The sequence below is a fragment of the Saccharomonospora marina XMU15 genome, assembly GCF_000244955.1.
Lineage (GTDB): Bacteria > Actinomycetota > Actinomycetes > Mycobacteriales > Pseudonocardiaceae > Saccharomonospora_A > Saccharomonospora_A marina.
The window spans coordinates 98,117-124,870 of the sequence record NZ_CM001439.1 but is presented as its reverse complement, the minus strand read 5'-3'; the positions used below and the strand labels follow the sequence as shown (position 1 = coordinate 124,870).

General features: G+C 69.9%; 27 protein-coding genes. 12 read left to right on the top strand and 15 right to left on the bottom strand.

The genetic code is table 11. The annotated features are described in order from the left end of the window. Window positions 1–178: 178 nt before the first annotated feature. Complete coding sequence (locus SACMADRAFT_RS00640; RefSeq protein WP_009151840.1) at window positions 179–628, bottom strand: Hsp20/alpha crystallin family protein; 450 nt, start codon at window positions 626–628, stop codon at window positions 179–181. Between the two features lie 405 nt (window positions 629–1,033). On the opposite strand from SACMADRAFT_RS00640, the gene SACMADRAFT_RS29755 reads away from it, so the two are divergent. Beyond that, the gene (locus tag SACMADRAFT_RS29755; RefSeq protein WP_157617172.1) at window positions 1,034–1,216 is read left to right on the top strand and encodes a hypothetical protein; all 183 of its coding nucleotides are present in this window, start codon (window positions 1,034–1,036) and stop codon (window positions 1,214–1,216) included. On the opposite strand, the gene SACMADRAFT_RS00630 is transcribed toward SACMADRAFT_RS29755, so the two are convergent. The 6 genes from SACMADRAFT_RS00630 to SACMADRAFT_RS00605 all read right to left on the bottom strand — a co-directional run bounded on the left by SACMADRAFT_RS00630 (window position 1,203) and on the right by SACMADRAFT_RS00605 (window position 4,078). Further along, a complete protein-coding gene (locus tag SACMADRAFT_RS00630) occupies window positions 1,203–1,931 on the bottom strand; it encodes a GAF and ANTAR domain-containing protein (RefSeq protein ID WP_009151839.1) in 729 nt (242 codons plus the stop codon). The genes SACMADRAFT_RS29755 and SACMADRAFT_RS00630 overlap by 14 nt on opposite strands. A gap of 208 nt (window positions 1,932–2,139) precedes the next feature. Continuing rightward, window positions 2,140–2,475, bottom strand: a complete 336-nt coding sequence (locus SACMADRAFT_RS00625) for a J domain-containing protein (RefSeq protein WP_040925478.1) — start codon at window positions 2,473–2,475, stop codon at window positions 2,140–2,142. A gap of 8 nt (window positions 2,476–2,483) precedes the next feature. Further along, window positions 2,484–2,906, bottom strand: a complete 423-nt coding sequence (locus tag SACMADRAFT_RS00620; protein WP_009151837.1) for a hypothetical protein — start codon at window positions 2,904–2,906, stop codon at window positions 2,484–2,486. An 18-nt stretch (window positions 2,907–2,924) separates the two neighbouring features. Continuing rightward, on the bottom strand, window positions 2,925–3,119 hold the full coding sequence (locus tag SACMADRAFT_RS00615; RefSeq protein ID WP_009151836.1) for a hypothetical protein: 195 nt from the start codon (window positions 3,117–3,119) through the stop codon (window positions 2,925–2,927). Next, the gene (locus SACMADRAFT_RS00610) at window positions 3,116–3,550 is read right to left on the bottom strand and encodes a hypothetical protein (protein WP_009151835.1); all 435 of its coding nucleotides are present in this window, start codon (window positions 3,548–3,550) and stop codon (window positions 3,116–3,118) included. The genes SACMADRAFT_RS00615 and SACMADRAFT_RS00610 overlap by 4 nt, the downstream gene beginning before the upstream one ends. A 96-nt stretch (window positions 3,551–3,646) precedes the next feature. Beyond that, on the bottom strand, window positions 3,647–4,078 hold the full coding sequence (locus SACMADRAFT_RS00605) for an Hsp20/alpha crystallin family protein (RefSeq protein ID WP_009151834.1): 432 nt from the start codon (window positions 4,076–4,078) through the stop codon (window positions 3,647–3,649). A 951-nt stretch (window positions 4,079–5,029) separates the two neighbouring features. Here SACMADRAFT_RS00605 and SACMADRAFT_RS00600 point away from each other — a divergent pair. After that, window positions 5,030–5,356: a MerR family transcriptional regulator gene (locus SACMADRAFT_RS00600; RefSeq protein ID WP_009151832.1), complete on the top strand. Its 327-nt coding sequence runs from the start codon at window positions 5,030–5,032 to the stop codon at window positions 5,354–5,356. A 34-nt stretch (window positions 5,357–5,390) separates the two neighbouring features. On the opposite strand, the gene SACMADRAFT_RS28355 is transcribed toward SACMADRAFT_RS00600, so the two are convergent. Continuing rightward, window positions 5,391–5,903, bottom strand: a complete 513-nt coding sequence (locus SACMADRAFT_RS28355; protein WP_009151831.1) for an STAS domain-containing protein — start codon at window positions 5,901–5,903, stop codon at window positions 5,391–5,393. Between the two features lie 448 nt (window positions 5,904–6,351). Here SACMADRAFT_RS28355 and SACMADRAFT_RS00590 point away from each other — a divergent pair, with 448 nt between their 5' ends. After that, complete coding sequence (locus tag SACMADRAFT_RS00590) at window positions 6,352–7,161, top strand: GAF and ANTAR domain-containing protein (RefSeq protein ID WP_009151830.1); 810 nt, start codon at window positions 6,352–6,354, stop codon at window positions 7,159–7,161. Between the two features lie 103 nt (window positions 7,162–7,264). Here the strand turns inward: SACMADRAFT_RS00590 and SACMADRAFT_RS00585 are convergent, their stop codons facing one another. Then, complete coding sequence (locus tag SACMADRAFT_RS00585) at window positions 7,265–7,720, bottom strand: Hsp20/alpha crystallin family protein (protein ID WP_009151829.1); 456 nt, start codon at window positions 7,718–7,720, stop codon at window positions 7,265–7,267. Window positions 7,721–7,987: 267 nt separating this feature from the next. Here SACMADRAFT_RS00585 and SACMADRAFT_RS00580 point away from each other — a divergent pair, with 267 nt between their 5' ends. The 9 genes from SACMADRAFT_RS00580 to SACMADRAFT_RS00540 all read left to right on the top strand — a co-directional run bounded on the left by SACMADRAFT_RS00580 (window position 7,988) and on the right by SACMADRAFT_RS00540 (window position 17,916). Continuing rightward, entirely contained in the window at window positions 7,988–8,620 is a 633-nt protein-coding gene (locus SACMADRAFT_RS00580) for an STAS domain-containing protein (protein WP_009151828.1), read from the top strand. 211 nt (window positions 8,621–8,831) lie between these two features. Further along, window positions 8,832–9,305, top strand: a complete 474-nt coding sequence (locus SACMADRAFT_RS00575; RefSeq protein WP_009151827.1) for a general stress protein — start codon at window positions 8,832–8,834, stop codon at window positions 9,303–9,305. Window positions 9,306–9,328: 23 nt separating this feature from the next. Then, window positions 9,329–11,215, top strand: a complete 1,887-nt coding sequence (gene dnaK, locus SACMADRAFT_RS00570) for a molecular chaperone DnaK (RefSeq protein ID WP_009151826.1) — start codon at window positions 9,329–9,331, stop codon at window positions 11,213–11,215. A 13-nt stretch (window positions 11,216–11,228) separates the two neighbouring features. Then, window positions 11,229–11,867, top strand: coding sequence for a nucleotide exchange factor GrpE (locus SACMADRAFT_RS00565; RefSeq protein ID WP_009151825.1), 639 nt, complete (start codon window positions 11,229–11,231; stop codon window positions 11,865–11,867). A gap of 6 nt (window positions 11,868–11,873) precedes the next feature. Continuing rightward, on the top strand, window positions 11,874–12,866 hold the full coding sequence (locus SACMADRAFT_RS00560) for a DnaJ C-terminal domain-containing protein (protein WP_009151824.1): 993 nt from the start codon (window positions 11,874–11,876) through the stop codon (window positions 12,864–12,866). Then, window positions 12,863–13,219 carry a chaperone modulator CbpM gene (locus SACMADRAFT_RS00555; RefSeq protein WP_009151823.1) on the top strand — a complete coding sequence of 119 codons (357 nt, stop codon included), beginning with the start codon at window positions 12,863–12,865 and terminating at the stop codon, window positions 13,217–13,219. The genes SACMADRAFT_RS00560 and SACMADRAFT_RS00555 overlap by 4 nt, the downstream gene beginning before the upstream one ends. A 3-nt stretch (window positions 13,220–13,222) precedes the next feature. Then, window positions 13,223–15,892, top strand: coding sequence for an ATP-dependent chaperone ClpB (gene clpB / locus SACMADRAFT_RS00550; protein ID WP_009151822.1), 2,670 nt, complete (start codon window positions 13,223–13,225; stop codon window positions 15,890–15,892). Between the two features lie 39 nt (window positions 15,893–15,931). Next, window positions 15,932–16,882 (top strand): M48 family metalloprotease, encoded by a 951-nt coding sequence (locus tag SACMADRAFT_RS00545; protein WP_198285977.1) that lies wholly within the window; start codon window positions 15,932–15,934, stop codon window positions 16,880–16,882. Further along, complete coding sequence (locus SACMADRAFT_RS00540) at window positions 16,879–17,916, top strand: S1C family serine protease (protein WP_009151820.1); 1,038 nt, start codon at window positions 16,879–16,881, stop codon at window positions 17,914–17,916. The genes SACMADRAFT_RS00545 and SACMADRAFT_RS00540 overlap by 4 nt, the downstream gene beginning before the upstream one ends. Before the next feature lie 70 nt (window positions 17,917–17,986). On the opposite strand, the gene SACMADRAFT_RS00535 is transcribed toward SACMADRAFT_RS00540, so the two are convergent. The 6 genes from SACMADRAFT_RS00535 to SACMADRAFT_RS28825 all read right to left on the bottom strand — a co-directional run bounded on the left by SACMADRAFT_RS00535 (window position 17,987) and on the right by SACMADRAFT_RS28825 (window position 26,590). Further along, window positions 17,987–18,538 carry a methyltransferase domain-containing protein gene (locus SACMADRAFT_RS00535; RefSeq protein WP_050998040.1) on the bottom strand — a complete coding sequence of 184 codons (552 nt, stop codon included), beginning with the start codon at window positions 18,536–18,538 and terminating at the stop codon, window positions 17,987–17,989. Window positions 18,539–18,699: 161 nt separating this feature from the next. Further along, entirely contained in the window at window positions 18,700–19,596 is an 897-nt protein-coding gene (locus tag SACMADRAFT_RS00530; RefSeq protein ID WP_232285513.1) for a hypothetical protein, read from the bottom strand. A 227-nt stretch (window positions 19,597–19,823) separates the two neighbouring features. Next, window positions 19,824–21,917 (bottom strand): methyltransferase, FxLD system, encoded by a 2,094-nt coding sequence (gene fxlM, locus SACMADRAFT_RS28830; protein ID WP_009151817.1) that lies wholly within the window; start codon window positions 21,915–21,917, stop codon window positions 19,824–19,826. A 45-nt stretch (window positions 21,918–21,962) separates the two neighbouring features. Next, window positions 21,963–23,213 (bottom strand): lanthionine synthetase C family protein, encoded by a 1,251-nt coding sequence (locus SACMADRAFT_RS00520; RefSeq protein ID WP_009151816.1) that lies wholly within the window; start codon window positions 23,211–23,213, stop codon window positions 21,963–21,965. Further along, the gene (locus SACMADRAFT_RS00515; protein WP_009151815.1) at window positions 23,210–26,323 is read right to left on the bottom strand and encodes a lantibiotic dehydratase; all 3,114 of its coding nucleotides are present in this window, start codon (window positions 26,321–26,323) and stop codon (window positions 23,210–23,212) included. Before SACMADRAFT_RS00515 ends, SACMADRAFT_RS00520 begins: the two co-directional genes overlap by 4 nt. Before the next feature lie 81 nt (window positions 26,324–26,404). Further along, the gene (locus tag SACMADRAFT_RS28825; RefSeq protein ID WP_009151814.1) at window positions 26,405–26,590 is read right to left on the bottom strand and encodes an FxLD family lanthipeptide; all 186 of its coding nucleotides are present in this window, start codon (window positions 26,588–26,590) and stop codon (window positions 26,405–26,407) included. Between the last annotated feature and the right edge of the window lie 164 nt (window positions 26,591–26,754).

Below are 26,754 nucleotides of genomic sequence, written 5' to 3'. Positions count from 1 at the left end.
GACGACCGGCTCGAAAGAGACGGGACGGTCGGCACTCACCCGTGCTGCCGCGTCGACAGGACGCCGGGCGGCTCGCGCCAGGGCGCCGGAAAGGGTCAGGGGCACCCAGGCGTCGATGACCGCGTCACCACGTGCACTGAGGTGAGCGCCGGACATCACCGCAGCGCGGCGACCGGGGTCAGGCGTTGATCGCCTGGCGTTCCCCGGTGCCGCTGGTGATGGCGATCTTGCGCGGCTTGGCCTGCTCGGCGACCGGGATGCGCAGGGTCAGGACCCCGGCGTCGTAGCCGGCCTGGATGTTGCCGGTGTCGAGGGTGTCACCCAGGAACAGCTGCCGGCTGAACGTGCCGGTCGGCCGCTCACTGATGATCGTCTCGACCTTCTCGCCGTTCTTGTCGAGGACCGTGGTGCGCTGCGCCTTGACCGTCAGCACATTGTTCTGCACATCGACATCGATGGACTCTGGGCTCACGCCGGGCAGGTCGAAGTGCACCACGAACTCATCGCCGGAGCGGTAGGCATCCATCGGCATGACCGCCGACCGCGACAGGCCGCCGCCGAAGCCACTGCCGAACCACTGCTGGGTCAACCGGTCCAGCGCCTGGAACGGGTCAGTACGCATCAGCATGGCGTTCTCCTCCTTCCCTTCGTGTCTGGTGTCTGTGTGCCTCGCGTCGCGGACAACCGCGTCGCGTCAGCACCATCACGTCGCTGACATCCCTAGCAACGCACTACTACTCACCCATGTTCCCTATGTGATGTAGTTCACGCGTCGATCTATTGCTAAATGGATTGAAGTATGAAGGTGCAGTTCAAGGGTGGTGTGACGGCAGTGCTGGAACGGCCTGTCGACTCGGGAATCAGGCGCAAGCGCACATCAGCACCGCGGACCGTCCTGATCTGGCAGGGCCGCACGGTTGACCGGCGGCGCGCACTCGCTGTCCTGCCGAGCCTGGGCAGGTGTGACGGTGTGCGCCTGCGTGGACGGGTGGCCAGACGGTGGTCAGGCATGCGGGGGTGGGTTGTGCGGTGAGTGCGAGAGCATAGGTGGGGTGGAGATCTACCCAGCGTCGCGTCGACGACTTGGAGGGACCGGCGCACGCGGCTGGCTGCCGCGCTGCGCACCACCCAGCAGCTGCTCGCCGAAGCGGTCGGTGGGCAACCGGTGTGCTGGCTGACGACGATCACCGCCTCGTCGGGGATCATGCGCTGGTGACGTGCGCGACGAATCGGGTGGCGAGGTCGCGCAGCTTGATGTTGTCGCGTTGGGATTGCTCGACCAGCAGGGTGAATGCCTGGTCGGCGTCGATCCGGTTGACCGCCATGAGGATGCCTTTGGCCTGGTCGATCACTGCCCGGCTCTCCAGCGCGGTCCGCAAGTGCTCGGCGGTGTGGCGGGCGTGTTGGTAGCGGTGGTAGACGCGCAGAGCCGCGGTGACGGCGCTGGTGTAGAGGTCGAGCAGTTTCTCGTCCAGTTCGGCGAAGCCGTGGGCGTGGGTGCTGTAGCAGTTCACCGCGCCGGCGTGCCCGTCGTCGATGACGATCGGCGCGGACAGGAAGCTTGCGTATCCCGCCTCGGTGGCGTCGCGGGCGAAGTCCGGCCAGCGGTCACGGGCCTGGGCGATCGACACGCGCACCAGGGTGCCTGATCGCGCGGCGTCGAGGCAGGGTCCGTGTCCGAGGGCGTACTGGTCACCGTCGAGGCCGGCGACGACGTCGCTGGTCGTGGCCGCGGTCCGGGCGTTGCCATCGTCGAGCAGGGTCACAGTCGCCTCATCCACGCCCGGTACGGCCTTGGTGACCTGGGCACACACCTGCTGCAGCAAGACAGTGAAGTCGTCCACGCTGCCCAATGCCGCGGTCAGGCTTTCCAATGCGCCGGTGACCTCGTCCAGCACCTGTGGCCACGTCTGGTCCCGTGCGCGGTCCATGATTGCCTCTCGCCGGCTGCCGGGCGTCGCAACGCCTGACTACCTCGGGTATCCCGTCAGGCCGCCGGTTACCCATGAAACTCTGGGGTGCATCCTGTGCGCCAGCGCAGTCGATGCACATGACCTGCGGGAACCGGTGGTGACACGCCTGCCGGGCATCGAGTCGCGGATCCGGTGCATGCGGGTGCGGAGGCGGTCGGTCGTGCGGTCAGTGGAGGTGGCGGCGGACGGGGCCGACTCGGAGGTCGGGTTGGCTGCGTGCACCGCGGCGGTGGACCCGCACAGGAATGGAGATGGGCTCTCGACCTGGTGGCGGGGCGGGACGGTCGCGGTCGTCGGTCGCGCGTCGGCGTGGATCGCGCAGCTCGGCGTAGGCGGCGAGCACCTCGGTCAGGCGTGCCGGATCGGCGGGTGCGTGCGCGGCGTCAGGGTGCAGGTGGCGCACCAGAGCCCGGTAGGCCGCGGCGATCTCGCTCGGCGTCGCCTCCCACGAGACGCCGAGTACCTCGTACGGATCGGGTACCGGTGACGGTGACATGGTCATCCGCTCCGTCAGGGATGGTCGGCCCTGCTCGCCGTTCCCGTGGTGTCCTCGGGCACGGCGTGCAAATGGCTGACGGCGGTGTAGACCTCGCGGGCGGCACCTTCCGCCTCGCCCAACGCGTGGCGCAGCGCGGCCAGTTCCCGGCAGGTGCGGGCGACGTGCTCGGCCGGGTCGACATCGTCGTCGGCATGCAGCCGATACCGCTCGGGATAGCCGCCGACCTGCGGTGCCAGCGCTGCGGCCAGGTCACCCAGAGCGCCGAGCAGGTGGATCAGCTGCCAGGTCTCCTCGCGCAGGCCGGCAGGGTCGGGCCCGCGGCCTGCTGTCACGCGGTGGTCTACCGCGTGCTGCACGGCCTCGGTGACCCTCGTCAGCGCGGCGGCCAGCGACGCGCCGGGCGGTGATCCTGAACGAGTGCGGGACTGGGGCATCGCAGGCGCTCCCGTCGATTACGGCCAGGACTGGTCGTCGGCGGGCTCGTCGGGCAGGGGCACGACGCGCCGCTGATCGGCCACGTCGGCCGGATCGGCCTCAACGACGTCGATCGGCTCGGTGAGCGGGTCCGCGCCGGGCTCATCCTCCAGGTCGGGTCGGGCGGGGCGCAGCTGGTCGGCCACGTCGTTCCAGGGCTTGTCCAGGCTCATCGTGATTCCTCCCGTCGTCGCGGAGCCGTCCCGTCGCGGTCTGGGCCGGTCTCGGCCAGGTCGTCGAGGGCGGGGGCGAGCAGCAGCGCGCCGGTGGTCAGGCAGCCGTGCAGGGCCCGCAGGTCGGCGTGGATCTCGTTGCTGACCTGCGGGCCGTGCCGCTCGGCGAGGGCCGGGGTGTGGTCCATGAGGGTCTGCACCAGGTCGGCCAGGGTGGTGGTGACTTCGTGCGTGCCGGTGATCACCGCGGACACCTCGGCCGCGCCAGGGGAACCGGTGCGCAGGGCGGTGGCGGCATCGGCGAGCCGCCGCCGGGCATCGGCCAGCGCCCCGCCGATCCGCGATCCGTCGATCCGCGTCCGGTCGGCGCGTGCCACCTCGGTCCGCGCTGCGTCGGTCGGCGCCGCGCCGTCATGCCTGGTGTCGGTCATCGGTTCCCTCCCTTCCGCACTCGTCGGCTTCCCCCGCCGCGGTCCCGGAAACACCCCGCCGACCGGGCGCGTCGGCGGGCCGGCGAGGGCGTGCGCTCAGGCGTTGATCTGCTTGCTGCCGCTGCCGGCGCTGATGGCGATCTTGCGGGGCTTGGCCTTCTCGGCGACCGGGATCCGCAGCGTCAGCACACCGGCCTCGTAGCCGGCCTGGATGTGGTCGGTGTCCAGGGCCTCGCCCAGGAACAGCTGCCGGCTGAACACGCCGCGGGGCCGCTCGGCGACCTGGTACTCCACGTGCTCCTCGGTCTGGCCGGGGCGTTCGGCCTTGACGGTCAGCACGTTCTTCTCGACGTTCACCTCGACCGAGTCCGGGCTGACGCCGGGCAGGTCGAACGCGACCACGTACTCGTCCCCGGTGCGGTAGGCGTCCATCGGCATGGCCGCGGGACGGGCCGCGGTTCCGTTGGCGCCGAAGAACTGTTCGGTCAGCCGGTCGAGCTCGCGGAACGGGTCGGTACGCATCAACATGTCACAGTCTCCTTCCACACCAATCAGGTTGTCGATCAGATCAGTTCCGATCGGACGGGGGCCGCAGCCCTCGCCGTTCAATCTTGCTAACGGTCCACTCAGCTTTTCTGTTCCCGTGACCACAACTTCGGCGACGAAGGCGAGGGGGACCTGGGTGGTGCCCGGACACGCCGAGGCCCGCCCCTGGCGATGCAGTGGCGGGCCTCGCGGACTCATGATCGAGGAAGGGTGGATGCTGTTCGCAACGACGACCGTGACCGGTGCTGGCCGTGGCGGGTCGGTAGGTTGCGTCACGAGACGCGGTGCTGGCATTCCCTCGCGGGGGATGTGGTGCCAGCCAACGACGAGAGCCGGCCGCCACGGGCAGGTTCGCACGAGGACATCCCCGGTACGGTCGTGTCGCTACCACCTCCTTCGCGTTCGCTGGTGCTGCGATCCAGGAAGAGGGTCCGCGCGGTCGACGCGGCATCGCGGAGGGCGGAGGAGACCGTTCGCGAGCTCCGACTCGCCGCGCGGTCCGCGCGAGATCACCGCTGACAGCGCGGGACGGTGGATCGCAGCGCGACGTCTCGTCGCCGCGGTGGTGGCGTGCTGGCGCTGGTCCTGGTGGCTGGTCTCGCGGCGGGAGAGGCCGCGTCGCGGAGGAGCCGAAGTTGGCGGCGACGATCGCGTCGAACTCCGCGCGCACCCACCCAGGCTCCGCGCAGATCAGGTCGGCGAAGCGAGCCGGCCCGACCTCCAGGGGCCACGCGAGGTCGGTTCCCGCCTTGCGGGTCATGCGCGTGCCGTCCATCTCGATCACTCCCCAGCTGTGCGTTCACCAGGTTCTGACCGATACTTTTCTTGTAGCGCGCACTGTAGATTATGTCAAGGTGTCGCTGGAGGTACTGTGGTTCGGAGAGTGTCGGGTGAGGGTCAGGTCGACCCGTGGTGTCCGTGGGAGGCCCGCTCGTGACCAGGACTGATCTGCGCGATCTCGATGATGTCGACTATCCGGCGTACACCACGGGGCAGGCCGCGATGATGCTCGGTGTGCAGCAGGCGTTCCTGCGCAGCCTGGACGCCGCTGGGCTGGTGCGTCCGCAGCGTTCCGGTGGTGGGCACCGCCGCTACAGCCGCCGCCAGCTGCACCTCGCCGCGCGCATCCGCGGTCTGCTCGACGACGGCCACGGGATCGTCGCGAGCGCCCGGATCATCGCGCTGGAAGACGAACTCGCCTCCGCTCACGCCCAGATCGCCGAGTTACGCAGCCGGCTGAACGCCGCGACGCACCCCTGATCGCCCGGCACGTCGCGCGTGCCGCGTGGTCGTGTCAGGGGCCGTGGCCTTCTGAGCCTGGCTCGCCACCGTCCGGGTTCGGTGGTTGTTCGCGCCGGACGCGGCCGTTGCCTGCGGGGTAGGACGGTGCGGCCAGGGCCTGGGCACGGCTGGGGTGGACGTCGAACGTGGTGGTCAGGTCGAGCAGGGTCAGCGGCAGGAGTACCGGCCGGTGGGTGGCGACGACCCGGAACGCGATCCGGTGCCGGTGTGCGTGCTCGCGGGCCTGCAGGAGCGCGCTGATGCCGGCGGCGCCCAGGAACCGCACGTCGGTTAGGTCCGTGACGAGCACGGTGTGCTCGGTGCTGGTCAGGGCGTGGCTGAGCCGGGTCCGCAGGTGGGGCGCGGTGAGGAGATCCAGCTCGCCGTGAACCTCGGCGAGCAGCGCGGTGGGTGTGGGGCTGCTCAGCGCAACCCGGAACGCGGGACACCTGCTGTGGCCGGCGGGCGCGTGGTCCGGGTGGTCGGGCTCACCGGCGCCGGGCGGCCGAATGAGGCGGTCGGTCATGACACGCCCCAGGGAGGTCGGCTGGGACGTCGCGGCGGCAGCGGGTGGGCAGGAGACACGGCCAGACCTCCGTCTCGCGATGCGGCGGAGGGACGCCGGCCGTGGCCCGCGCGGGTCGTACGGTGCGCGAGCCGTCGCAGGTGCGGATGGGCCTGGTTGTCCTGCTCCACCTGAGTGGATTTGCAGCACGTCCCGGCTGACTGCACAACCGCGAGCTGAGGTCATGCTAGTGGCGGTGGGTGCCCGCTTTCCAGAGGGCGAGGCACTGTCATGGCGGAGCTGGACGGGGGTTGCGGTCGGCGCGGGCGGTGCCAGACTTGGGGTCGTCGGGGGCGACCTCGATCATTCGATACGGTCATCGACGGTCGGTGTTCAGCAGCGCAGCATCGGATGCGATGAAGGTCGCCTCCGGCGCTCCCGCGGCAGGCCGGGGTGAGTCCGCGTGACCATGGCCGTTGCCGCGACAAAGGGGTTTGTGCGCATGACCGGCGAAACCGAGCTGCTGACCATCGCCCAGGAGCTGGCCGAGGTGTCGCGGCTGGTCGAGGACGACGACGTGACGGGCGCACTGGGGCGCTTTGCCGAGCGGGTGCTGCGCACCGTGCCGGGCTGCGCGGCGGCCACCGTCACCGTCACCGGCGCGCGGGCCGAGCAACCGGAAGTTTTGGCGGCCTGCGCGACGCCGGGTGCAGCGGCGCCCACACGGGACATGCTGACCGGTGACGGCCCGCTCGTGGAAGCGTTGCGGTATCGCGAACCCCGCCGGGTGGACGACACACGCACGGATCAGCGGTGGCCAGGGTTCAGTGCTCGCCTGGCCGAACAGGGCTATCGCAGTGTCCTGGTGTTGCCGGTGCCGACCCGCCGTCGCGGCGGGTCGGCGGTACTGACGGTGTTCTCCGATGAGCCGCACCGGTTCGACGAGACCGTGCACGATGTCGTGCTGCTGCTGACGGTGCACGCCGGCGTGGTGTTCGACAACGCGCAGCTGTTCCACGACAGCCGCGCTCTGGTGGACCAGCTCAAGGTTGCGCTGGAGACCCGGCAGACGATCGGGCAGGCCCAGGGCCTGCTGATGCGCCATTTCGGCTGCGACGCCCAAGGCGGCTTCGGCCTGCTGAAGGGAGCCTCGCAGAACACCAACACGAAACTGCGGGATGTGGCCGAGACGCTGGTCTCCGCCCACGAACAGGAGACCTTCGAAAGCGCACTGGCCAAGTTCCGGCTTGACGCCACTGCGGGAGCCGCGACGAGCTAGCAGCCCGGTTTCTCACAGCCACAGCAACGCCCGCGCCACCGACCCCGGCCCTGCTGGGCGGGCCAGGTGGTGCGGACGTTGTCGGCGAACTGCCTGGGGACGGTCACTTGCCGTTGATCGCGATGCGGCGCGGCTTGGCCGCCTCGGTCTTGGGCACGCGGACGGTGAGCACGCCCTCGTCGAGGGTGGCCTCGATCTTGTCGGCGTTCACGTCCTGCGGCAGGGTCACCCGGTAGGCGAACTGGCCGGTGCGGCGGGTGCGGTGCCGGAACCAGCCCTGTCGCTCCTTCTGTTTGACCTCACCGTTGATGGCCAGCTCGGTGCCGACCACGTCGATGGTGATGTCGTCCCGCTTGATGCCGGGCAGGTCGACCTCGACCAGGTAGGCGTCCTCGGTCTCGGTCACGTCGGCCAGCGGCGCCCAGGCCCGCACACCCTCGTCGAGGCGGCCGGCCACCGAGTCCATCCAGCGGCCCATCTGGCTGTAGAGGTCCTCAAACTCCCGGAACGGGTCCCAGTGCCGCAGCGAGCTCGACGATCGCACAGCAGGAAGCGTCATGGCTCTCACCTCCACAACTTGATCACGTGTCGATACCGCGTCCGCCAGAGCGCTGCCGCCCCGGCGGCCGGACACCCATGACGACGAACCTGAGCCGCCACTTGTTCCCGAAGTTGAGCCTGACAGACTCAAGATTTGTGTGATGTGAGTCACAAATACGGGTGGTGTCGGGAACACGGGACGGAGTCGTGCACGTCTTGTTGGGTGAACGACGGCCAACTCATCCCGCTCTGCTCGCGGACGCCAGGATGGGAGGTGGTGTTCGGGATGGCGAGTGCACCGACGTTCGTAACGACGCCCGCGCCGAGCACCGGGCACGGCGCCCCGCCAGCGCGCACCGGCACCAACCGGCGTATGCCCCAGGCGTGGACGCCTGACTGCCCGACCCGTGCCAGCGGGGTGCCCGCCGGGCGCGTGCTGGCCGACTCCGGCGACGGCGTGTGGATTCTGCGTCCGAACGCGGAGCAGGCCGAGCGCCTGTGCCGGCACCTGCCCGGCTGGCTGGCCCGGCTGCGCACCGGCGGCGCGCGACGGGTCGTGATCGATCTGCACCGGGTCCGGCGCCTGGACTTCACCGGGTTCGGGCTGCTGCTGCGCCTGCTCCGCGACGTACTCGGGGTTCCGGTGGTGATCACCGAGGCAGCCGGGCACGTGGCGCTGACATTAAGCCAGCTCGACCTGCTCGCCGACGCCCGGCTGGTGCCGGCCCCGCATCGACCGCCCCGGACCAGCGCACCCGCCGCGCCCTGGCCCACACCGGACGGTGCGCACCGCGCGCCACGCCGACTGCGTGGTGAGCGGGTGCTCCATCCCGGCGGTGCGGCGCACGGCAGCAACCCCAGGCGCCCGGCGCGCAGCGGGCACGGCGACCGACACCGGAGCCCCGTGGCATCCCGCTAGGTGCAGCATCCGCACCAGCCGACAGGTGAACCCCGTCGGCCTGTCGGCGGCGGTGACCGCAAGCCCGGTTGGTGCGAGCCGCGGCGGGTATGCGGGTGGTTGGCCGGTGATTTCTCTCCCGCTACGCGCGGCGTGCGTGTGGTGGCGCTCGTGGGGCGGAGAGACCCCATGAAGACGACTTGACAACAGGAACAACAGGGAGGCGGAAGCAATGGCTCGATTGGCTCAGGTGACCAGCTCCCGTAACCGGGAGGTCGTGGCGGGTTTCGACAACTACGCCGACGCGGAACGCGCGGTGGACTCGTTGTCCGACAAGGGTTTCCCGGTCGAGCACACCACCATCAGCGGCGTGGGCCTGCGCCTGGTGGAAGACGTGCTGGGCCGGTTGACGTATCCGAAGGCGGCCGGGCTGGGCGCGGTGAACGGGCTGTGGATCGGGCTGCTGTTCGGCGTGTTCCTGGCGCTGTTTACCACGAACGCGGTCGCGTGGTTCGCGGTGATCTTGTGGGCGCTGCTGTGGGGCGCGGTGGTCGGCGCCGTGGCGGCTCTGATCTGGCATGCGCTCTCCGGTGGCCGCCGGGACTTCCTGTCGGCCAGCCAGCTGATCGCCGACCGGTATGAGGTGCTGGTCGACCCTGCGCACGCCGAACGCGCCCGCGAACTGCTGCAGACCAGCCAGTCCTGATGAGGTGAGGGGAGGCGCTTCTCATGGCTAAGGCAGTCGGTATCGACCTGGGAACCACCAACTCGGTGATCGCCACCGTGGAGGGCGGCCAGCCGACGGTGATCCCGAACAGCGAGGGCAGCCGCACCACCCCATCGGTGGTGGCGTTCACCGACCAGGGTGAGCGGCTGGTCGGTCAGCTCGCGCGCCGGCAGGCGATCCTGAACCCGAAAGGCACTGTCGCGTCGGCGAAGCGGTTCATCGGCCGCCGGTTCGAGGAGGTGGCCACCGAACGGGACACGGTGTCCTACGAGGTGACCTCCGGGCCGAACGGCGCGGCGCGTTTCGATGTGCGCGGCAAGCAGGTCGCGCCGGAGGAGATCTCCGCCGCGGTGCTGCGCAAACTGGTCGACGACGCGTCGAAGTACCTGGGCGAGAAGGTCACCGAGGCCGTGATCACGGTGCCGGCGTACTTCAACGACGCGCAGCGGCAGGCGACCAAGGACGCCGGGAAGATCGCCGGGCTGAACGTGCTGCGGATCATCAACGAACCCACCGCCGCAGCCCTGGCCTACGGGCTGGACAAGAAGAAGAACGAGACCGTGCTGGTGTTCGACCTGGGTGGCGGCACGTTCGACGTGAGCCTGCTCGACGTTGGCGACGGGGTCGTGGAGGTCCGCGCCACCGCGGGTGACACGCATCTGGGCGGGGACGATTTCGACCGGCGGATCGTGGACTGGCTGGCTGAGGAGTTCCGCAAGGACTACGGCATCGACCTGCGCAAGGATCCGCAGGCGCTGCAGCGGCTGTACGAGGCGGCGGAGAAGGCGAAGGTCGAGCTGTCCTCGGTGTCGCAGACCACGATCAACCTGCCGTTCATCACCGCCGACGCCGGCGGCCCGAAGCACCTGAACACCACGTTGATGCGGTCGAAGTTCGACCAGCTCACCGCGGACTTGGTGGAGCGCTGCATGGGCCCGGTGCAGCAGGCGATGGCGGATGCGAAGGTGACCGCGAACGATATCGACGAGGTGATCCTGGTCGGCGGCTCGACCCGGATCCCCGCGGTGCAGCAGCTGGTGCGGCGGTTGACCGGCGGCAAGGACCCGAACATGACGGTCAACCCGGACGAGGTCGTCGCGCTGGGCGCGGCGCTGCAGTCCGCGGTGATCAAGGGCGAGATGTCCGACGTCCTGCTGCTCGACGTCACTCCGCTCTCGCTCGGCGTGGAGACCCTCGGCGGGGTGATGACCAAGGTGATCGAGCGCAACACCACCATTCCGGCGCGGCGCAGCGAGGTGTTCTCCACCGCCGAGGACAACCAGAACGCCGTCGATGTCGTGGTGCTGCAGGGTGAGCGGGAACGTGCGGCGGACAACCGGGTGCTGGGTCGGTTCCGGCTGGAGAACATCCGCCCGGCCCCGCGCGGGGTGCCGCAGGTCGAGGTGACCTTCGACCTCGACGCCAACGGCATCCTCAACGTCTCCGCCAAGGACAAGGACACCGGCGCCGAACAGACCATCACCATCAGCGAGTCGTCCAACCTCGACCAGAGTGAGGTCGAGCGGATGGTCGCCGACGCCGAGCGGCACCGCGGCGAGGACGCCAAGATCCGCGAGCGCGTCGATGCCCGCAACACCCTGGACACCATCGCCTATCAGGTCGAGAAGCGCCTCGGTGAGTTGGGTGACGCCGCGCCTGCCCACGAGAAGGCCCGCGCGGAGCTACTCATCACCGACGCCCGCCAGGCGATCAAGGACGACACCGTCGGCATCGAGCGGCTGCGCGAGCTGACCTCGGAGCTGCAGCAGCTGTTCTACGGCCTGGACACCGCGGCCGGAGGCACCGCCGGCAACCAGGCCGGTGGCGGCGCCCGGCGGGACGGCGGCGGTGGCGATGACGTGATCGATGCCGAGTTCACCAGCGAGTGAGAGGAGGCACGCCATGGCCGAGGACCGCATCCGCTCCGGCCCCGGCGAGCACCTCGACCCCGGCGGCCGAGCGACGGTCGGCGAGCAGCAGCCGGAGGAGCGGTTCGTGCGGGAGCGGGCCGAGCCGCCCGCTCCCGAAACCGACCCGGCCGCTCCGGCGCAGCCCGAGGACGAGGTGGCTCGGCTGCGGGCACAAGTGGCCGAGCTGGAGGACCGGTGGCGGCGTACCGCCGCGGAGCTGGATAACCTGCGCAAGCGGGTGGCCCGAGACAGCGAACGGCAACGCCTTGACGAGCGCGGCCGGGTGGCCGCGGCCTGGCTGCCGGTCGTGGACAACCTCGACCTCGCCCTGACCCACGCCGACGCCGACCCCGGCTCGATCGTGCAGGGCATCCGCGCGGTCCGCGACCAGGCCCTGACGGTGCTGGCCGGACTGGGCTATCCGCGCCGTGACGACCACGGTGTGGCGTTCGACCCGACCCGGCACGAGGCCGTGTCCACCCGCGCGGACACCGAGGCGAAGCCGGGCACCGTGGTCGAGGTGCTGCGCCCCGGCTACGGCGACGCCGACCGGCAACTACGTCCGGCGACGGTTGTGGTCGCCACCCGCGCCGCCAGCGACGGATCCCGAGACGAGCGGGACAGGGGGTGACACTCGGTGGCTCGTGACTTCTACGAGGCGCTGGGGGTGTCGCGCACCGCCAGTCAGGAGGAGATCCAGCGCGCCTACCGCACGCTGGCGCGCAAGTACCACCCGGACGTGAACAAGCAACCTGGGGCCGAGGATCGGTTCAAGGAGGTCTCCGAGGCGTACCAGGTGCTCTCGGACCCGGAGACGCGGCGCCGCTACGACGCGTTCGGGCCGGACTTCCGGCAGGTGCCCGAGGGCGTCGACGCCGAGACCTGGCGGCGTGCACGCGCCGGGGCCGGCGCGCGGTCCGGTTCCGGTGGTGAGCGGGTCTGGGTGAACACCGGGCCCGGCGGGGGGTTCGGCGGGTCGCCGTTCGGTGCCGGGTTCGGTGGCGAGTTCGATGTGGAGGACCTGTTCGGCGGCATCTTCGGCCAGCGCGCCGGCCGCGCCCGCGGGCAGTCGGTGCGGGGCGCGGACCAGGAGGCCGAGCTCGAATTGACTGTCGAGGAGGCGTATCGGGGCGGGCAGCGTTCGCTGACCCTGCCCGGCCCCGGCGGGCCGCGCACGCTGCGGGTGACGATTCCCGCCGGGGTGACCGACGGGCAGCGGATCCGGTTGGCCGGGCAAGGCGGGCAGGGCATCGGCGCCACCGGGGCGGCGGGCGATCTGTATCTGGTGGTGCGGCTGGCGCCGCACCCGCGTTACCGGGTCGATGGACGGGACCTGACCGTCGATTTGCCGTTGGCGCCGTGGGAGGCCGCATTGGGCGCGACGGTCGCGGTGGACACACCGGGCGGGCAGACCAAGGTGAAGGTCCCGGCGGGGACCTCCAGCGGCCGGCGGTTGCGGTTGCGCGGCCAGGGCATGCCGCACCCGCGCGGCCAGGCCGGTGACCTCTACGCCGAGGCGCGGATCGTGGTGCCCGACCGGCTTACCGACGCCGAGCGCCGGCTGTTCGCCGAACTGGCCACAGCCTCGACCTTCGACCCCCGCGGCACGTCGGCGAGGAGGCGGTCATGACCGACAGTTCGATCCCAGGTGCCCCGATGAGCTATGCGTTGATCCGCTACCAGCGCGATCCCCACCACAACCGGCATGGGTGGCTGGACCTGGAATCCTTCGCCCGCGCCACCGGTACCCACCCCGACCTGGTGACCCGGTTCGTCGCGCTCGGGTTGCTCGACCCGGAGCGAGACCGGGCCGGGGCGCTGTGGTTCGCCCCGGACCAGCTCGCGCGGCTGGCCCGCATGCAGCGGCTGCGCGCCGCGTTCTCGGTCAACTACGCCGCTCTCGGGCTGGTGCTGGACCTGCTGGACCGGGTCGACCAGCTCGAAAGCGCGCTGCGCCGTAGTCAACGACAACCGTGGAGGTGACCCGTGGACAACACCGACCCTCTGACCCAGAAATCCCGGCAGGCACTGCACGACGCCCAGACGAAGGCGGTGCGCTTCGGCCACACCGAGGTCGACGGTGAGCACCTGCTGCTGGCGCTGCTGGACGACCCGGACGGACTGGTGCCGCGGCTGTTGTCCCAGGCCCAGGCGGACCCGGACACGCTGCGCACCGGGCTGGAGGCCGAACTGGGACGCCGTCCCAAGGTGTCCGGGCCCGGCGCCGCGCCGGGGCAGATCTTCCTCACCCAGCGGCTGGTCCGGCTGCTCGACACCGCCGAGCGCGAGGCCAAACGGCTCAAGGACGAGTACGTCTCGGTCGAGCACCTGGTGATCGCGCTGATCGAGGAAGGAACCACCACCGCCGCGGGCCGGGTGCTGCACGAGCACGGCCTGACCCGCGACACGTTCCTGCAGGCGCTCACCGCGATCCGCGGCAACCAGCGGGTCACTTCCGCCATGCCCGAGGTCGCCTACGAAGCGCTGGACAAGTACGGCCGCGACCTCGTCGCCGACGCCGCCGCCGGCAAGCTCGACCCAGTCATCGGGCGTGATTCTGAGATCCGCCGCGTGGTGCAGATCCTGTCCCGCAAGACCAAGAACAACCCGGTGCTCATCGGCGACCCCGGTGTCGGCAAGACCGCCATCGTCGAGGGACTCGCCCAGCGCATCCACCGCGGCGACGTGCCCGAAGGCTTGCGCGACAAGACCGTCTTCGCCCTCGACATGGGTTCGCTCGTCGCGGGCGCGAAATACCGCGGCGAGTTCGAGGAACGGCTCAAGGCCGTCCTCAACGAGGTGAAAGCCGCCGAAGGCCGGATCCTGCTGTTCGTCGACGAACTGCACACCGTCGTGGGCGCCGGCGCCGCGGAAGGTGCCATGGACGCCGGGAACATGCTCAAGCCGATGCTCGCCCGCGGCGAGCTGCACATGATCGGCGCCACCACGGTCGACGAGTACCGCAAGCACATCGAGAAGGACGCCGCCCTGGAACGCCGCTTCCAGCCCGTGCTCGTCGACGAACCCGACGAGGCCGACGCGATCTCCATCCTCCGCGGCCTGCGCGAGCGGCTGGAGATCTTCCACGGCGTCAAGATCCAGGACAGCGCCCTGGTCGCCGCCGTCACGTTGAGCCACCGCTACATCTCCGACCGGTTCCTGCCCGACAAGGCCATCGACCTGGTCGACGAAGCCTGCGCCATGCTGCGCACCGAGATCGACTCCATGCCCGCCGAACTGGACGAACTGACCCGGCGGGTGATGCGCCTGGAGATCGAGGAAGCCGCCCTCGCGAAGGAGACCGACCCCGCCAGCCAGTCCCGGCTCACCGAACTGCGCAAGGAGTTGGCCGACCTGCGCGCCGAAGCCGACGCCACGCGCGCCCAGTGGGAAGCCGAACGCTCCGCGCTGCGCAAGGTTCAGGCCCTGCGCCAAGAGATCGACCAGGTCCGCCACGACGCCGAACTGGCCGAACGCGACTACGACCTCAACCGTGCCGCCGAACTGCGCCACGGCACGCTGCCCGAGCTGGAACGCCGCCTGGAGGCCGAAGAACAGCAGCTGACGACCAAGCAGGGCGGACGGCGGTTGCTGCGTGAGGTGGTCACCGCGGACGAGATCGCCGCGATCGTCTCCCGCTGGACCGGCATCCCCGTGTCCCGCCTGCAGGAGGGCGAGCGGGAGAAGTTGCTGCGGCTGGACGAGATCCTGCACGAGCGGGTGGTCGGCCAGGACGAGGCCGTGCAACTGGTCGCGGACGCGATCATCCGGGCCCGCTCGGGCATCAAGGACCCGCGCCGGCCGATCGGCTCGTTCGTGTTCCTCGGCCCCACCGGGGTCGGCAAGACCGAACTCGCCAAAACCCTCGCGGCGGCGCTGTTCGACACCGCGGACAACATGGTGCGCCTGGACATGAGCGAGTACCAGGAACGCCACACCGTCTCCCGCCTCGTCGGCGCCCCACCCGGCTACGTCGGCTTCGAGGAAGGCGGGCAACTCACCGAGGCGGTACGCCGCAAGCCGTACTCGGTGGTGCTGTTCGACGAGATCGAGAAAGCCCACACCGACGTGTTCAACACGCTGCTGCAGGTCCTCGACGACGGCCGGCTCACCGACGCCCAGGGCCGCACCGTCGACTTCCGCAACACCGTGATCATCATGACGTCCAACATCGGGTCGGAGTTCCTGCTGGACGGCGCGACCGCGGGCGGCGAGATCAAACCCGACGCGCGGGAACGGGTGATGGCGGCGCTGCGCGGGCACTTCCGGCCCGAGTTCCTTAACCGGATCGACGACATCGTACTGTTTAAACCGCTGACCGAGGCCGAGATCGAACGCATCGTCGAACTGATGACCGACGAGCTGCGTGCCCGGCTCGCCGAACGCCGGATGACCCTGCGGCTGTCTGAGCCGGCGCGGCATTTCATCGCCCAGCAAGGGTTCGACCCGGTCTACGGCGCCCGACCGTTGCGCCGGTTCATCGCCCGCGAGGTCGAAACCCGCATCGGCCGCGCCCTGCTCGGCGGCGACGTGCACGACGGCGCCACCATCCACATCGGACTAGCCGACGGCGGGCTGACGGTCAGCTTCGACAACCCCGACACCGGCCCGAGCCAGGACCCGGCCGACCGAGTAGCCGCCGGCACCGGGTCATAACCCAGAACACCAGACGACAACGGGAGGTGAATCCTCATGGTGCGGCGCTACACCAACGCGCTCAAGACCGCGCTGCTGCTCGGTGTGCTCACCGCGCTCATCCTCACCATCGGCTACGCGCTCGGCGGCAGCACCGGACTCATCGTGGCCACCGTGCTGTCGCTGGTGATGAACGGGGCCGCCTACTTCTACTCCGACACGATTGCGTTGCACGCCATGGCCGCCCGCCCGGTCAACGAAGTGCAGGCACCCGAGTTGCATGCGATGGTGCGCGAGCTTGCCACCAGTGCCGGCCAGCCGATGCCGCGGCTGTATGTCAGCCCCATCGCCCAGCCCAACGCGTTCGCCACCGGCCGCAGTCCCCGCCACGCCGCGGTCTGCGTCACCGACGGCATCCTGCGTCTGCTCACCCCACGCGAGCTGCGCGCGGTCCTGGGCCACGAACTGTCCCACGTGTACAACCGGGACATCCTCACCTCCAGCGTCGCCGCCGCCCTGGCCGGGATCCTCACCAGCCTGGCCAACCTCGCCCTGTTCCTGCCCATCGGATCGCCCACTGAGGACGAGGACGCACCCCACCCGCTGGCCGCGCTGCTGATGCTGATCCTTGCCCCCGTAGCGGCCGGGCTGATCCAGCTCGCCATCAGCCGCAGCCGCGAATACCAAGCCGACGCCGACGGCGCGGACCTCTCCGGCGACCCGCTCGCCCTGGCCAGCGCCCTGCAAAAGATCGACCAGTGGACACGGCAGTTGCCGCTGCCCGCAGACGCTCCACACGCTGCGTACGCCCACCTCATGATCGCTCACCCACTCAGCGACGACGGGGTGGCGGCGCTGTTCAGCACCCACCCACCGACCGCCGAGCGCATCCGCCGCTTGCGGCAGCTAGCCAGTCAGGTGCCGGCCGGCCCGTCGGGTCCAGCGCGCCCCGCGCCCCGGTCGAGTTGGGCGGGTGCACTGGCCCCCACGATGAGGAGCCTCGCGCGATGACCAGCACAGTTAACCCTCGAACGGCGCGGATCTGCGGTGCTGTCGCGGCGGCGGCCATTGCGCTGTCAGCCTGCACGACCGGATCGGGCAATCCCGCTCAGCCGAGCACCACCACTGCCTCGGCCCCTGCCCCCGCGGGGCCAGAGGCCGGGTACGCCGACGTGGTCGACCGGGTCAGCCCCAGCGTGGTCACCGTCCAGGCCGGCCAGGACCTGGGCAGCGGGGTCGTCCTGCGACCGGACGTCGTGGTCACCAACCAGCACGTCGTGGGAACCCAGCGAGAGGTCACCATCGCCTACGCCGACGGCGCCCGCTCACCCGGCACCGTCCTGGCCACCGACACCATCACCGACCTTGCCGTCGTGCGCACCGACCGCAAGAACCTGCCCGTGCCCCAGTACCGCAACGACCTGCCCCGGCCCGGTGAACGAGCCCTGGCCATCGGCAGCCCGCTGGGCTTCGAGAACTCTGTGACCGCTGGCATCATCTCCGGGCTGCACCGCGAGATCCCCGGCTCCGCCGGGCAAACCCAGTCCCTTGTGGACCTCATTCAAACCGACGCCTCGATCTCCCCCGGCAACTCCGGCGGGGCACTGCTCGACACGCAGGGCCGGGTCGTGGGCATCAACGAGGCATACATCCCGCCCGCCGCGGGGGCGGTGTCTCTCGGGTTCGCCATCCCCTCGGCCACCGTCACCGACATCGCCGACCAACTGCTCACCAAGGGCACCGCGACCCACCCCTACCTCGGGATCTCGCTCGGCCGGCTCACCCCCGACATCCAACAACAACTCGGCGCACACACCGACCATGGCGCACTCGTCCTCGGCATCGACCAAAACGGACCCGCCGCCAGCAGCGGCATCCGCACCGGCGACGTCATCACCGAATTCGCCGGCACACCAATCCGCAGCGTCGAGGACCTCCTGGCTGCCCTCCGACACACCCAGCCAGGACAGAAGGTGCCGGCCACCCTCATCCGCGCAGACACATCCCAATCCGTCACCCTGACCATCGGCTCGCGCACCGGCTGAGCACCCTCAGCACCCACGTTAATCGGTCCGAGCGGCGGCTGGGAACGCCACCACCGCCCGACGAAACGGTTCAACACGCTGACTTGACAGGGAACCGCAGCGGGGCGACCAGCCGTGCTCCGGGGGCAAGTTGCTGCCACCACGAGGCGGGTATGTCCCAAGGCGAGACGGTAGCGATCATGCGATCGTACGGGGCGTGGTCGGGGTAGCCGAGCCCGCCGTCACCGGTGATCACGTGAACGTCGCCGTAGCCTGTTGCAGCCAGCGCTCCGGAGGCTTTCGCGGTGACGTCCGGGTCGATGTCGATCGTGGTCACCAGGTCCGCGCGGCCGGTCAACTGGGCGAGCAGACACGCGTTGTATCCAGTGCCTGCGCCGATTTCCAGGATGCGGTTGCCAGGTTGGACGTCGAGTTGGTCGAGCATCGCCGCGACCAACCACGGCGCCGACGCACAGGACAACGACCGGCCGTCGTCGAAGCGATGGGTGACTACCGCCTGCCACGGGTCGTAGGCGACCGCCAGGTCGGCGTCCGGTACGAACTCGTGCCGCGGTGTGTCGAGCAGCACCCGCTCGACTTCGCTTCGCCGCGCGTGTCCGGCTTTCCGGATTCTCTCGACCATTGCCGCACGCAACGCTTCCGGCGAAGTAGTGGTGGTGTGCATCGGTTCCTTCGTGTCAACGGTCGTCGGGTTGGCGGGTAATGGCTAATTATCGTCAGGGACTGCTTCTCGGACGGAGGAACCAAATCCGTTGTGGTGTAACGGCTTCGATGGGACCTGCATCACGAGCTTGCTGGAACGTTGACGTAGGAAGACATCGCCTTCACCTTGCGTGCCATGACCTCTTCGGCGGAGGCGAGTGCTGTCGTGAGGTCTGCCAGCAGCGGGGCAGGGAGTGTGCCGCTGCCGAGCGCACACGCTTCTACCAAGTCGGACATCTCGCGTGCTTGGGAGTCGGTGAGCAGTTCGCGGCAGCCATTGTGGGTGAGCACGTCGCGGGCGACGTATCCGTCTCGTGTAGCGGTGGCGTGGTCGATCAGATTGACGGCGATCTGGCGGACGGATGGATCGTCGACAGTGCCGATGGCGTCAATGAAGGACAACCCGAGCCGTGTGTGGAAGACCGCCAAGCCTGGCGCGGAGACGTCGAGGCCGTGGTACCGGTTCACGAGCGCGGCCAAGTCGGCGTCGCCCGAGGTGCACTGGATGGTCAGGCAGGCAGTCACGGCGTTCTCCCAGGGGTCTCCTGGTGTTGTCTCGGCCAGGAGGGCAAGGGCACTGTCGGTGTCCCTGGATACGGCGTGGGCGATGACCGCGATCTGGCGACCGTCAAGCATCCGTCGCCCGACGCCCTTGTACGCGTCGAGCCGGGCGCGTGCCTCCGCCCAGCGGCCGGCTGCGGCCAGAGCGCGGCCACCGGTCGCCAGCAGGACTGCCCACAGCCAGCTGCGGATGTGCTGGTGCGTCTCGGCGGAGTCGGTGAGTTCGGCCGGGATCTCGATGCCGTCGACGATGGCGTCAGTTCGGGCGGAGACCGCGGTGAACAGGGTGTCCATCAGCGCGAAGGCGCGCTCGCCCTGACCCTCGCGGATGTAAAGACGGGCGAGGTTGGTGATCGGTTCGAGAGCGAGCCGGGCTACCTGCGCGCCCAAGGGGCGGACGCGCAGGTAGATGTTCACCTGCTGGTGGCACCACCGCCGGGCCAGTTCGGGCAGGCCGCAGTCGGAGGCGATGAGCGCCGCGTTGTTGTGCACGGCGGCGGCTTCGGCGAGGTCGCCGCTGTGCTCGACTTGGCGTGCTCGGTCGCACAGCTCGGCCACCCGCCGGGCCAGCGGGAGGCAGGCCGGGCGGGTTCGGGCAACGAGGGGGAAGCGGCGCGCGAACTGGCCGGCGGGGTCCACGGGCGTCACTCCCAGGTGACGGTCATGGGCTTGGTGGGGCGGTCCAGGACCACGAAGCCGGGGTTGGTGTCCGGCTGGGGCGCGGTGTCGGGAATGGCGAATCGGACGGTGCTGGAGCGGAAGCCCTGGTCCCACGTCGAGATCTCGACCGAGACCTGCTCGGCGAGTTCCTGCGCGTTGGGGCCGTGGCCGATGACGCCGACCTCGTAGCGTCGGCCGCCGTCCGGATCGGGGTCAGCGGCGCGGATGGTGAGGTAGGCGAGGCTGCCATCGGCGGCGGTGGTGGCCATCGCCACCGAGGGGAACATCGGCCGCACAAGGCCGCTTTCCTTCGCGGCGGCGGCGACCTCCATGCGCATCAGCGGGTTGGGCAGGTGGCAAGCCAGCCAGAGATCCAGCCATTCGAAGGATTCCATCGGGACGAAGTGCACGCCGGTCCACACTTCGCAGGCCGGGCTTTCGAAGACCCCGGTCAGGTTGTCCGGGTCGGTGGCGTGGTTGTTGTCCTTGTGGATTTGCAGCGTCACCTCCCCGGTGCCGGTGAGGTCCAGAACGCGGCGAGCGTCGTCGCCAAGGCCACGCAGCGGCATGAAGATCGCCATCTCGCTGCTCAGGCTGCTCCAGCCGTCCTGGTCGCGTTCGAAGACGATGCTGCGAGAGGCACAACCACGCAGGCGCACCGGAGCTACCAGGCGTCCGCCGGGTGCGAGCTGGTCGAGCCAGGCGGCGGGGATCTCGTGGGCGCCGACGGTGGCGATGACGCGGTCGAAGGGCGCGTTCTCCGGGTGGCCGAGCGCGCCGTCGGCGGCGACCGCCTCGACGTTGCTGATGCTGGCGGCGGCGAGGTGCTCGCGGGCACCGGCGACGAGGTCCTCGTCGATGTCGATCGTGGTGACGTGCCCGTCGGCGCCGGTGAGGGTGGCCATCAGGGCGGCGTTGTAGCCGGTGGCCGCGCCGAGTTCGAGCAGCCGCTCGCCGGGCTGGATGCCGAGCTGTTCGAGCATCATGGCGACGATCTTGGGCTGGGACGCGGCGCTGATGCGGGTGCCGTCGCCCTCGTGTTTGGTGTAGACGGGCTCGTCGGCGTATGCCTCGACCAGGGGGACGTCGGGCAGGAACAGGTGTCGGGGCACCTGCCGGAACGCGGCCTCCACAGCGTCGGTGCGGATGGTGCCGTCCTTGATGAGGCGGTCGGCGAGCTTGGTACGCAGCTCGTCGGCGGAGCCGGTGGAAGCGTCACTGACGGTGGTTGTCATTGCGGGAACCCTAACGGTGTTGGAGGTGGTCCCGGCTGGTGCCTGCCGGGTAGGCGTGCTGTGGAAAACGGTGTCGACGGCCAGCGCGGCGATGGTGGCCTGGTCGATGCCGGAGAGACCGGCGCGGTTGGCGTGAAAGATGAAGTGGTGCGCCAGAACGGCGCGCAGGCCACGCTCGAGGTGTCCGGCGCGAGCGAGTTCGGCGAGTTGGCGGCCGGCCGTGTCGAACGCTGTCCACCAGGTCTCGGGAACCACGTCGGGGGCGACGTCGGCGACCTTGTGCGTGTTGGTGGTCATCAGTCGGCGCACGGCTTGGCTCAACCGCTCGGTGTGCGGAGAGTTGTTGGAGTGGGGTTGGGCGGTGGGCCGGAGCGCAGCCACCTTGTCCCAGACGTCGCCCTGCTCGAACCAGTCCAGTCCGGCGGCGCGCAGCATCGAGCCGAACAGCAGGACGGTGGTCTCTCTCTGACCCAAGGCAGCGGGTTTCGTGGCACGGGCGAGGCAGTGGCGGCTGTCATGGTGAAACAGCGAGTGCGCGATGTCCATCGCGGCGGGTCCACCGAAGGCAAGGGTTTCGGGTTCGTAGATGCCGCGAGTCCAGCGCGCGAGATGCCCATCGGCCTCCAGGTCGGACAGCAGCGTGTCGACCGCTTTGGTCTCGGGGTTGACCGGTTGGTAACGCAGTCGCCAGGCGGGTGTCTTGCGCAGGTGCCACCACGTGTTGAGTTCGCCGTCCTGCTGTGCCTGGTCGAGGGCGGGTACGAGCAGGGTCGCGGCGGTGTGCTCGGCCCTTGTCGGGTCGGCGAACTCGACAAGGTAGTGGTGCCAGCTGTCCGGCAGCATCAGCGCGGAATCTCCTCTCGGTCGGACGGATCAGGTTCGGACGGATCAGGTGATGAGCATGCTGGTGTCCCAGCCTGTCGCGGGCTCGATCTCAGCGGCGAGGGCAGCTACGCCGACCCCGGCAGCGCCTTCGAGGAAGCCGGGGCTTTCGGGAACGGCCTGGGCGCAGGCGCGGTGCAGCATCTCGGTGGCCAGCGCGCGGAGTCGGGAAGCGGCCGGCTCCAGTGCGTCGATGGCGGTGTGAGCGGTGATCCGGGCGAGTCCGGCGTAGCCGTGGCACAGCGAAGCGTCGCTGATCAACGCATCCTGTTCCGGGTCGGTCACGGCACTGATCAGGGCTTCTTCTGCGGTCTGGCGGCGATCGGCGTCGTCGAGGGCCAGGGCGGCGAGGTGCAGGGTGCGGGCGATGCCTGCTGTTCCGTAGCACCAGCTCGGGCGTCGGCTGGCCCCGCTGTGCCGCACGTGCATGGGCGTCGACCGTGCCTCGTCTCGGGTGATCATGTAGGGCCACCGGTGTCCGCTCGGAGTGCTTATGCGCCAGGAGTCCAGCCAGGCGCAGATCGTCGCGACGGCCTGGCGCTGCCCGTCCACGGCGATGCCCCGGCGCAGGGCCTGGGCCAGCAGTGCCAGCGGGCCGCCGATGCCGTGTGCGACGCCGAAGTTGCCGTGGCCTCCGGGGAACTCGTCGTCCGCGTGGCCGGTGGGACCGGTGAGGGTCCACCACCCCGGCATGGCCTCTCCTTCGACCATCACCGGTTGGGTGAGCCGCACGAGGGCGCCTAGAACGGCCGGCAGGGCGGTGCCGTCGGGGTCGTGGTGCAGCAGATGGGCACCGAGACCAGCGAGGCCCCGAATCGTGTCGAACTCGGCCATCTGCGGCAACATCCCGACGGCATCCATGCGCTCGTGGGCCTTGTCGACGCGGTTGTGGGCGTCGGCGGCGATCTGCCGGGTCAAGGGCGTAAGGGCGGACTGGTACGTGCCGGGACGGACTGTGGCGGCGCCCGCGAGGGCGCGCGCGACTGCCGGCGCGCCGTAGAACAAGCCGGTGCTCGCTCCGGCGGTGATCGGCTTGCTGGTAACGGCGGTCAGCCAGTCGTGGGCGCGGTCGAATGGCCGTATCCCGGCGGCTGCTAGCTCGATGTGCAGCAGTGCCACGCCGGGAGCGCCGTGGGCGAGGGATTGGTGCCACCACGGCTCGTCCGTGGGCAGGTGGGCGGCGTCCGGCCGGGCGAGGCGATCGGCGATCCCCGTCGCGTACTCGACCGCGGTGTTCGAGGCGAGGTCGGCGTTCATCGCGGTCCTCCGGTGCGGGCGGCGAAGGTCAGGGCCGCGGTCCGGGCCAGGTAAAGGCACACCGCCTTGTCGTCGGGTTCGATGCCGTAGGCCCGCAGGAAGTGCGTGTGCAGCAACGAGCCCAAGGCGGCGTCCAGGTCGACGCCCTCGGCCTCGGCCCCGGACAGGTGCGCTCGGTAGGCGGCTACGGTCTGGGCGCGCTCGGCCCATGTCGCGACAACCGAAGCCGCACCTGGCGTGCTGCGCAAGGCACGGAAATCGTCGGAGGGGTCGGCGAGGCATCGTGCCTCGGCGAACACCGGCCGGGGCACGACGGCAGGAGGTTTGGCCGGGACATGGTCGATCAGCCACCGCATCCCGGATTCAGTCCCTCCCATGAAGGCGACGGCGATGGCGGCGAAGTTCGCCGCGGCCAGAGCATGGTCGTGCGTTCGCGCGGGCCAGGCGAGCTGGGCGAGCACGGCGCGGGAGTCAGCCGTGAAGAACGCCTCGACGGCTGACAGTGCCGCACCTGAGCCCCAGCGGCCGGTCTCCGGGTAGGAGGTCGCGAAAGCGATGTCACGCAGCAGGCCGAGGCGGCGGAGCCGGTCGGCCCAGGCGCTGACCCGGCCAGCCGCCTCGCCGAACACCACTGGCTCTGCGCTGCGGAGACTGATCCGCAAGCGCAGGTAGTGCTCGTTGCCCTCGCGGAATCGCAGAAACCACCACCGCGGTTGGGCCTCGCCCCACTCCGCCAGCAGTGCGGGCAGGTGCTTGGCGAGCACGCTGTTGTGACGTTGCGGGTCGCCGTAGAGCTTGGCGAACAGCATGGGGGAACCACCCGGCGACAGCCCGTGCTCACCTGGCCGGACGATCCGCTGGGACGTCGGGCGTGGTGGTCGCGTCGTGGCCTGCGGCTGATAGCTGGCCATGGGCACGACGACGTCGTGAGCACGGCCATCGAGCCATCCGGCGGCGTTCTCAGCGGGTCCTTCCTCCAGCACCGCGTGGGGGTGGGTACCGAGGTGCTCGCGCAGCAGGACCCGGTGCGTTTCCTCGACGAGATCGAGCGGCAACCGCCAGTCCCCGTCGACCAGGAACACCGCCTGCGGAAGGCGGCGGCGGGTGCGCCATTCGGCCAAGGCGCCCTCCCAGGTCGCCCAGCTGGAGGTCCGGTCGGGAAGGTCGGCTGCGGCCAACCGCCACCGGGCCGGGGACAGCACGATGCGGCCGAAGCGCAGCCGGGGAAGAAACGGCAACGTGGCCGCCGTGCCCCAGTCGAAGTCGGTGACCTCTGCGCAGTGTGCGCGGGTCAGTTCGACCAGGAGGCGGGCCAGCGGCGGAGTGTGTTTGCGCAGGTTGAGTGCGTGCAAGCCCCACGCTTCGACCCTCGCGCCGAGGGCGGGTGCGGTCAGATACAGGCGGTCGCTGTCGCAACTGACCGCCAAGTCCGCCGCCGTGAGAACCGCTGTTGACGCGGCGGTGTCGCGGTGTTCGGCGAGGCTGACGATGGTTGGCAGGACCTGGGCGCTGCGGGCGACGTGTGCGGTGGCGGGATCCAGAGGCGGGAATGACAACTGGGCCTGGATTACCCCGTCAGACGCGGGCGGGGCGAGCGGCGTGATCAGCATTCGGCGGTCGTGTTCGTCGAACAGGTGCAGGAATCGGCCGCTGACGACGCCGGCCGATCGCGAGACTGAGGTGACGACGAGCTGGAAGTTGCCCTGCTTCAGGGTTTGCAGGCTCGGGGAGTCGACGCGGGCGCACAACTCGAGGTGCGAGGGCAGCCGCATCGACTGCACCGGCGCCAGCTCCAGCTCGGCGATCAACCTCTCGTCGAGGACGACCTCTTGCTGACCGTCCAACGCGGCGGCCTGGGCCAACGCCAGCAGCCGTTCGTCCCGAGGCGTCTGCTGGGGTCGTGTGACCACTCCCCTGGTGCCGGGGTAGCCGTCAGGCCAGCCGATCCCGCTGTCGGCAATGACCTCGAGCAGGGGCACCTGTGCGCCGGTGCCGAACCGCTGGTAGAAGCGTCGGTGGAAGTCCGCCCAGGCTGCCGTACTGCTGGCGCGGGAGGTCAGTCGCGCCAGGACCAGCGCGGCACGTTCCGCTTCGCGGGCGACTGCGCTGGGGAGCACTACGTCTAGGTCCAGCCGCAGGTCGACCGTGACTGGGCTCCGCCGTGACGGAGCCAGGCGGCTCATGGACGCGGCGACGTCGGTCCGTAGCCTGCGCCGCGCTTCCACTGGGCTGTTCCGATGTCGCCGCAACATGTCGTGGATGTCGTTCAGCGTCATGCACCACTCGGTGGCAGCCTCGCCGACCGTGGCCAGCTCGCGCACCAAGTGGCCAAATGCGTCGGGCTCCGTGCTCGGCGCATGGAGGTTGGTGACGAGCACGCGACGAGCGACCAACGTGGCCAGCAAGCCGGTCACCGTGCTCCCGGCGGCGCTCGGAAACTCGGCCTGAACCTGCTCGCGCATGTCATCGAAAGGAATCGGTGTCCGCGCAGCTCGCACGGCCGCGCGCACCGGGCCGGTGTAGCGAAGTTCGACTTCGACTGCGCCGGTGCCTCGATGGTTGACGGTCGGCTGGTACGGAACCACAAGCCGCTCACCGCGCACCATCAACGTGGAGTTCGCGACGAGGACCAAGCGCTCCAGGATCTCGGCCTGACCCTCCAACCGCCGGATGACCTCGGCCAGCCACCCGGCGTCGGCCGCAGCGTCCGCGCGATGATCATCGCCCCAACGCCGAGACGGATCCGCGTCGAACCGCGCGGCGGCGACCCCGGCGAACAAGCCGTTGGGAGTCGGACGGCCGGTCAACCGTGCCAGGTACCGCAGAACGGACAGCACCACGCGCCGGGATTCGCGCTCGCTGGCAAGCTGAGCGCCACACAGGTTGTGGACGCGGTCAGCAAGGACAGGGCTGGCCAGGCCGATGGCGTCACGGACGGCTTCGACCTGCCACACTTCGCGCAGCCAGTCCACCCACGCGGTGACGGCGTCGGCCCCGGTCGCAGTCAGCGCCGGCCATGGCGGAAGTTTCAGCTCGCCCTCTGCAACAGCTCGGACCAACAGGCCACCCGCGGCTCGAAAGCCGACGCGGTCGGGCAAGGCCGTGGACACGGGACACCTTTCCAAAGCGACGGATGGAAACCGGACGCCCGCCCAAGAAGCCCCAGGCGGGCGTCCGGTCGCTCGTGACAATCAGGCGGCGCTGATGCAGGTCGACTTCTCGCACGTCGTCCCGCAGCCGTCATCCGTCATGTTGATCAGATGCGCCGGGTCCACCACCTCGACCAGCGTGATGTCGAGGTCGAACTCCGAGCCCATCTCGACCTCCGCGGCGGGCGTGGCCACCGTGGTCGGCGACCACTCCATCTGAACCGTCACAGATCCTCCTTCGTGGGTTTACGCTCCGAGTCCCGGCGAGTCGGCCGTGACTCGCCCGCCAGGCGGACCAGCCCGGAACTCGACCGAGGTACCGAGCGCTCCCGCCAGCACACCCGCGAGCGGAATTCCATCGAAGTGGAGGGCAGTCTCACCACCACACACCC

Coding starts and splice junctions, on each gene's coding strand:
- SACMADRAFT_RS00555 (WP_009151823.1), top strand. CDS start 12,863: ATGACCGACAGTTCGATCCCAGGTGCCCCGATGAGCTATGCGTTGATC.
- SACMADRAFT_RS00540 (WP_009151820.1), top strand. CDS start 16,879: ATGACCAGCACAGTTAACCCTCGAACGGCGCGGATCTGCGGTGCTGTC.
- SACMADRAFT_RS00565 (WP_009151825.1), top strand. CDS start 11,229: ATGGCCGAGGACCGCATCCGCTCCGGCCCCGGCGAGCACCTCGACCCC.
- SACMADRAFT_RS00625 (WP_040925478.1), bottom strand. CDS start 2,475: ATGACCATGTCACCGTCACCGGTACCCGATCCGTACGAGGTACTCGGC.
- fxlM (WP_009151817.1), bottom strand. CDS start 21,917: ATGCTGCCGGACAGCTGGCACCACTACCTTGTCGAGTTCGCCGACCCG.
- SACMADRAFT_RS00605 (WP_009151834.1), bottom strand. CDS start 4,078: ATGTTGATGCGTACCGACCCGTTCCGCGAGCTCGACCGGCTGACCGAA.
- SACMADRAFT_RS00590 (WP_009151830.1), top strand. CDS start 6,352: ATGGCCGTTGCCGCGACAAAGGGGTTTGTGCGCATGACCGGCGAAACC.
- SACMADRAFT_RS00630 (WP_009151839.1), bottom strand. CDS start 1,931: ATGGACCGCGCACGGGACCAGACGTGGCCACAGGTGCTGGACGAGGTC.
- SACMADRAFT_RS28355 (WP_009151831.1), bottom strand. CDS start 5,903: ATGACCGACCGCCTCATTCGGCCGCCCGGCGCCGGTGAGCCCGACCAC.
- SACMADRAFT_RS00615 (WP_009151836.1), bottom strand. CDS start 3,119: ATGAGCCTGGACAAGCCCTGGAACGACGTGGCCGACCAGCTGCGCCCC.
- SACMADRAFT_RS00620 (WP_009151837.1), bottom strand. CDS start 2,906: ATGCCCCAGTCCCGCACTCGTTCAGGATCACCGCCCGGCGCGTCGCTG.
- dnaK (WP_009151826.1), top strand. CDS start 9,329: ATGGCTAAGGCAGTCGGTATCGACCTGGGAACCACCAACTCGGTGATC.
- SACMADRAFT_RS00585 (WP_009151829.1), bottom strand. CDS start 7,720: ATGACGCTTCCTGCTGTGCGATCGTCGAGCTCGCTGCGGCACTGGGAC.
- SACMADRAFT_RS00580 (WP_009151828.1), top strand. CDS start 7,988: ATGGCGAGTGCACCGACGTTCGTAACGACGCCCGCGCCGAGCACCGGG.
- SACMADRAFT_RS00575 (WP_009151827.1), top strand. CDS start 8,832: ATGGCTCGATTGGCTCAGGTGACCAGCTCCCGTAACCGGGAGGTCGTG.
- SACMADRAFT_RS00520 (WP_009151816.1), bottom strand. CDS start 23,213: ATGAACGCCGACCTCGCCTCGAACACCGCGGTCGAGTACGCGACGGGG.
- SACMADRAFT_RS00640 (WP_009151840.1), bottom strand. CDS start 628: ATGCTGATGCGTACTGACCCGTTCCAGGCGCTGGACCGGTTGACCCAG.
- SACMADRAFT_RS00610 (WP_009151835.1), bottom strand. CDS start 3,550: ATGACCGACACCAGGCATGACGGCGCGGCGCCGACCGACGCAGCGCGG.
- SACMADRAFT_RS00535 (WP_050998040.1), bottom strand. CDS start 18,538: ATGGTCGAGAGAATCCGGAAAGCCGGACACGCGCGGCGAAGCGAAGTC.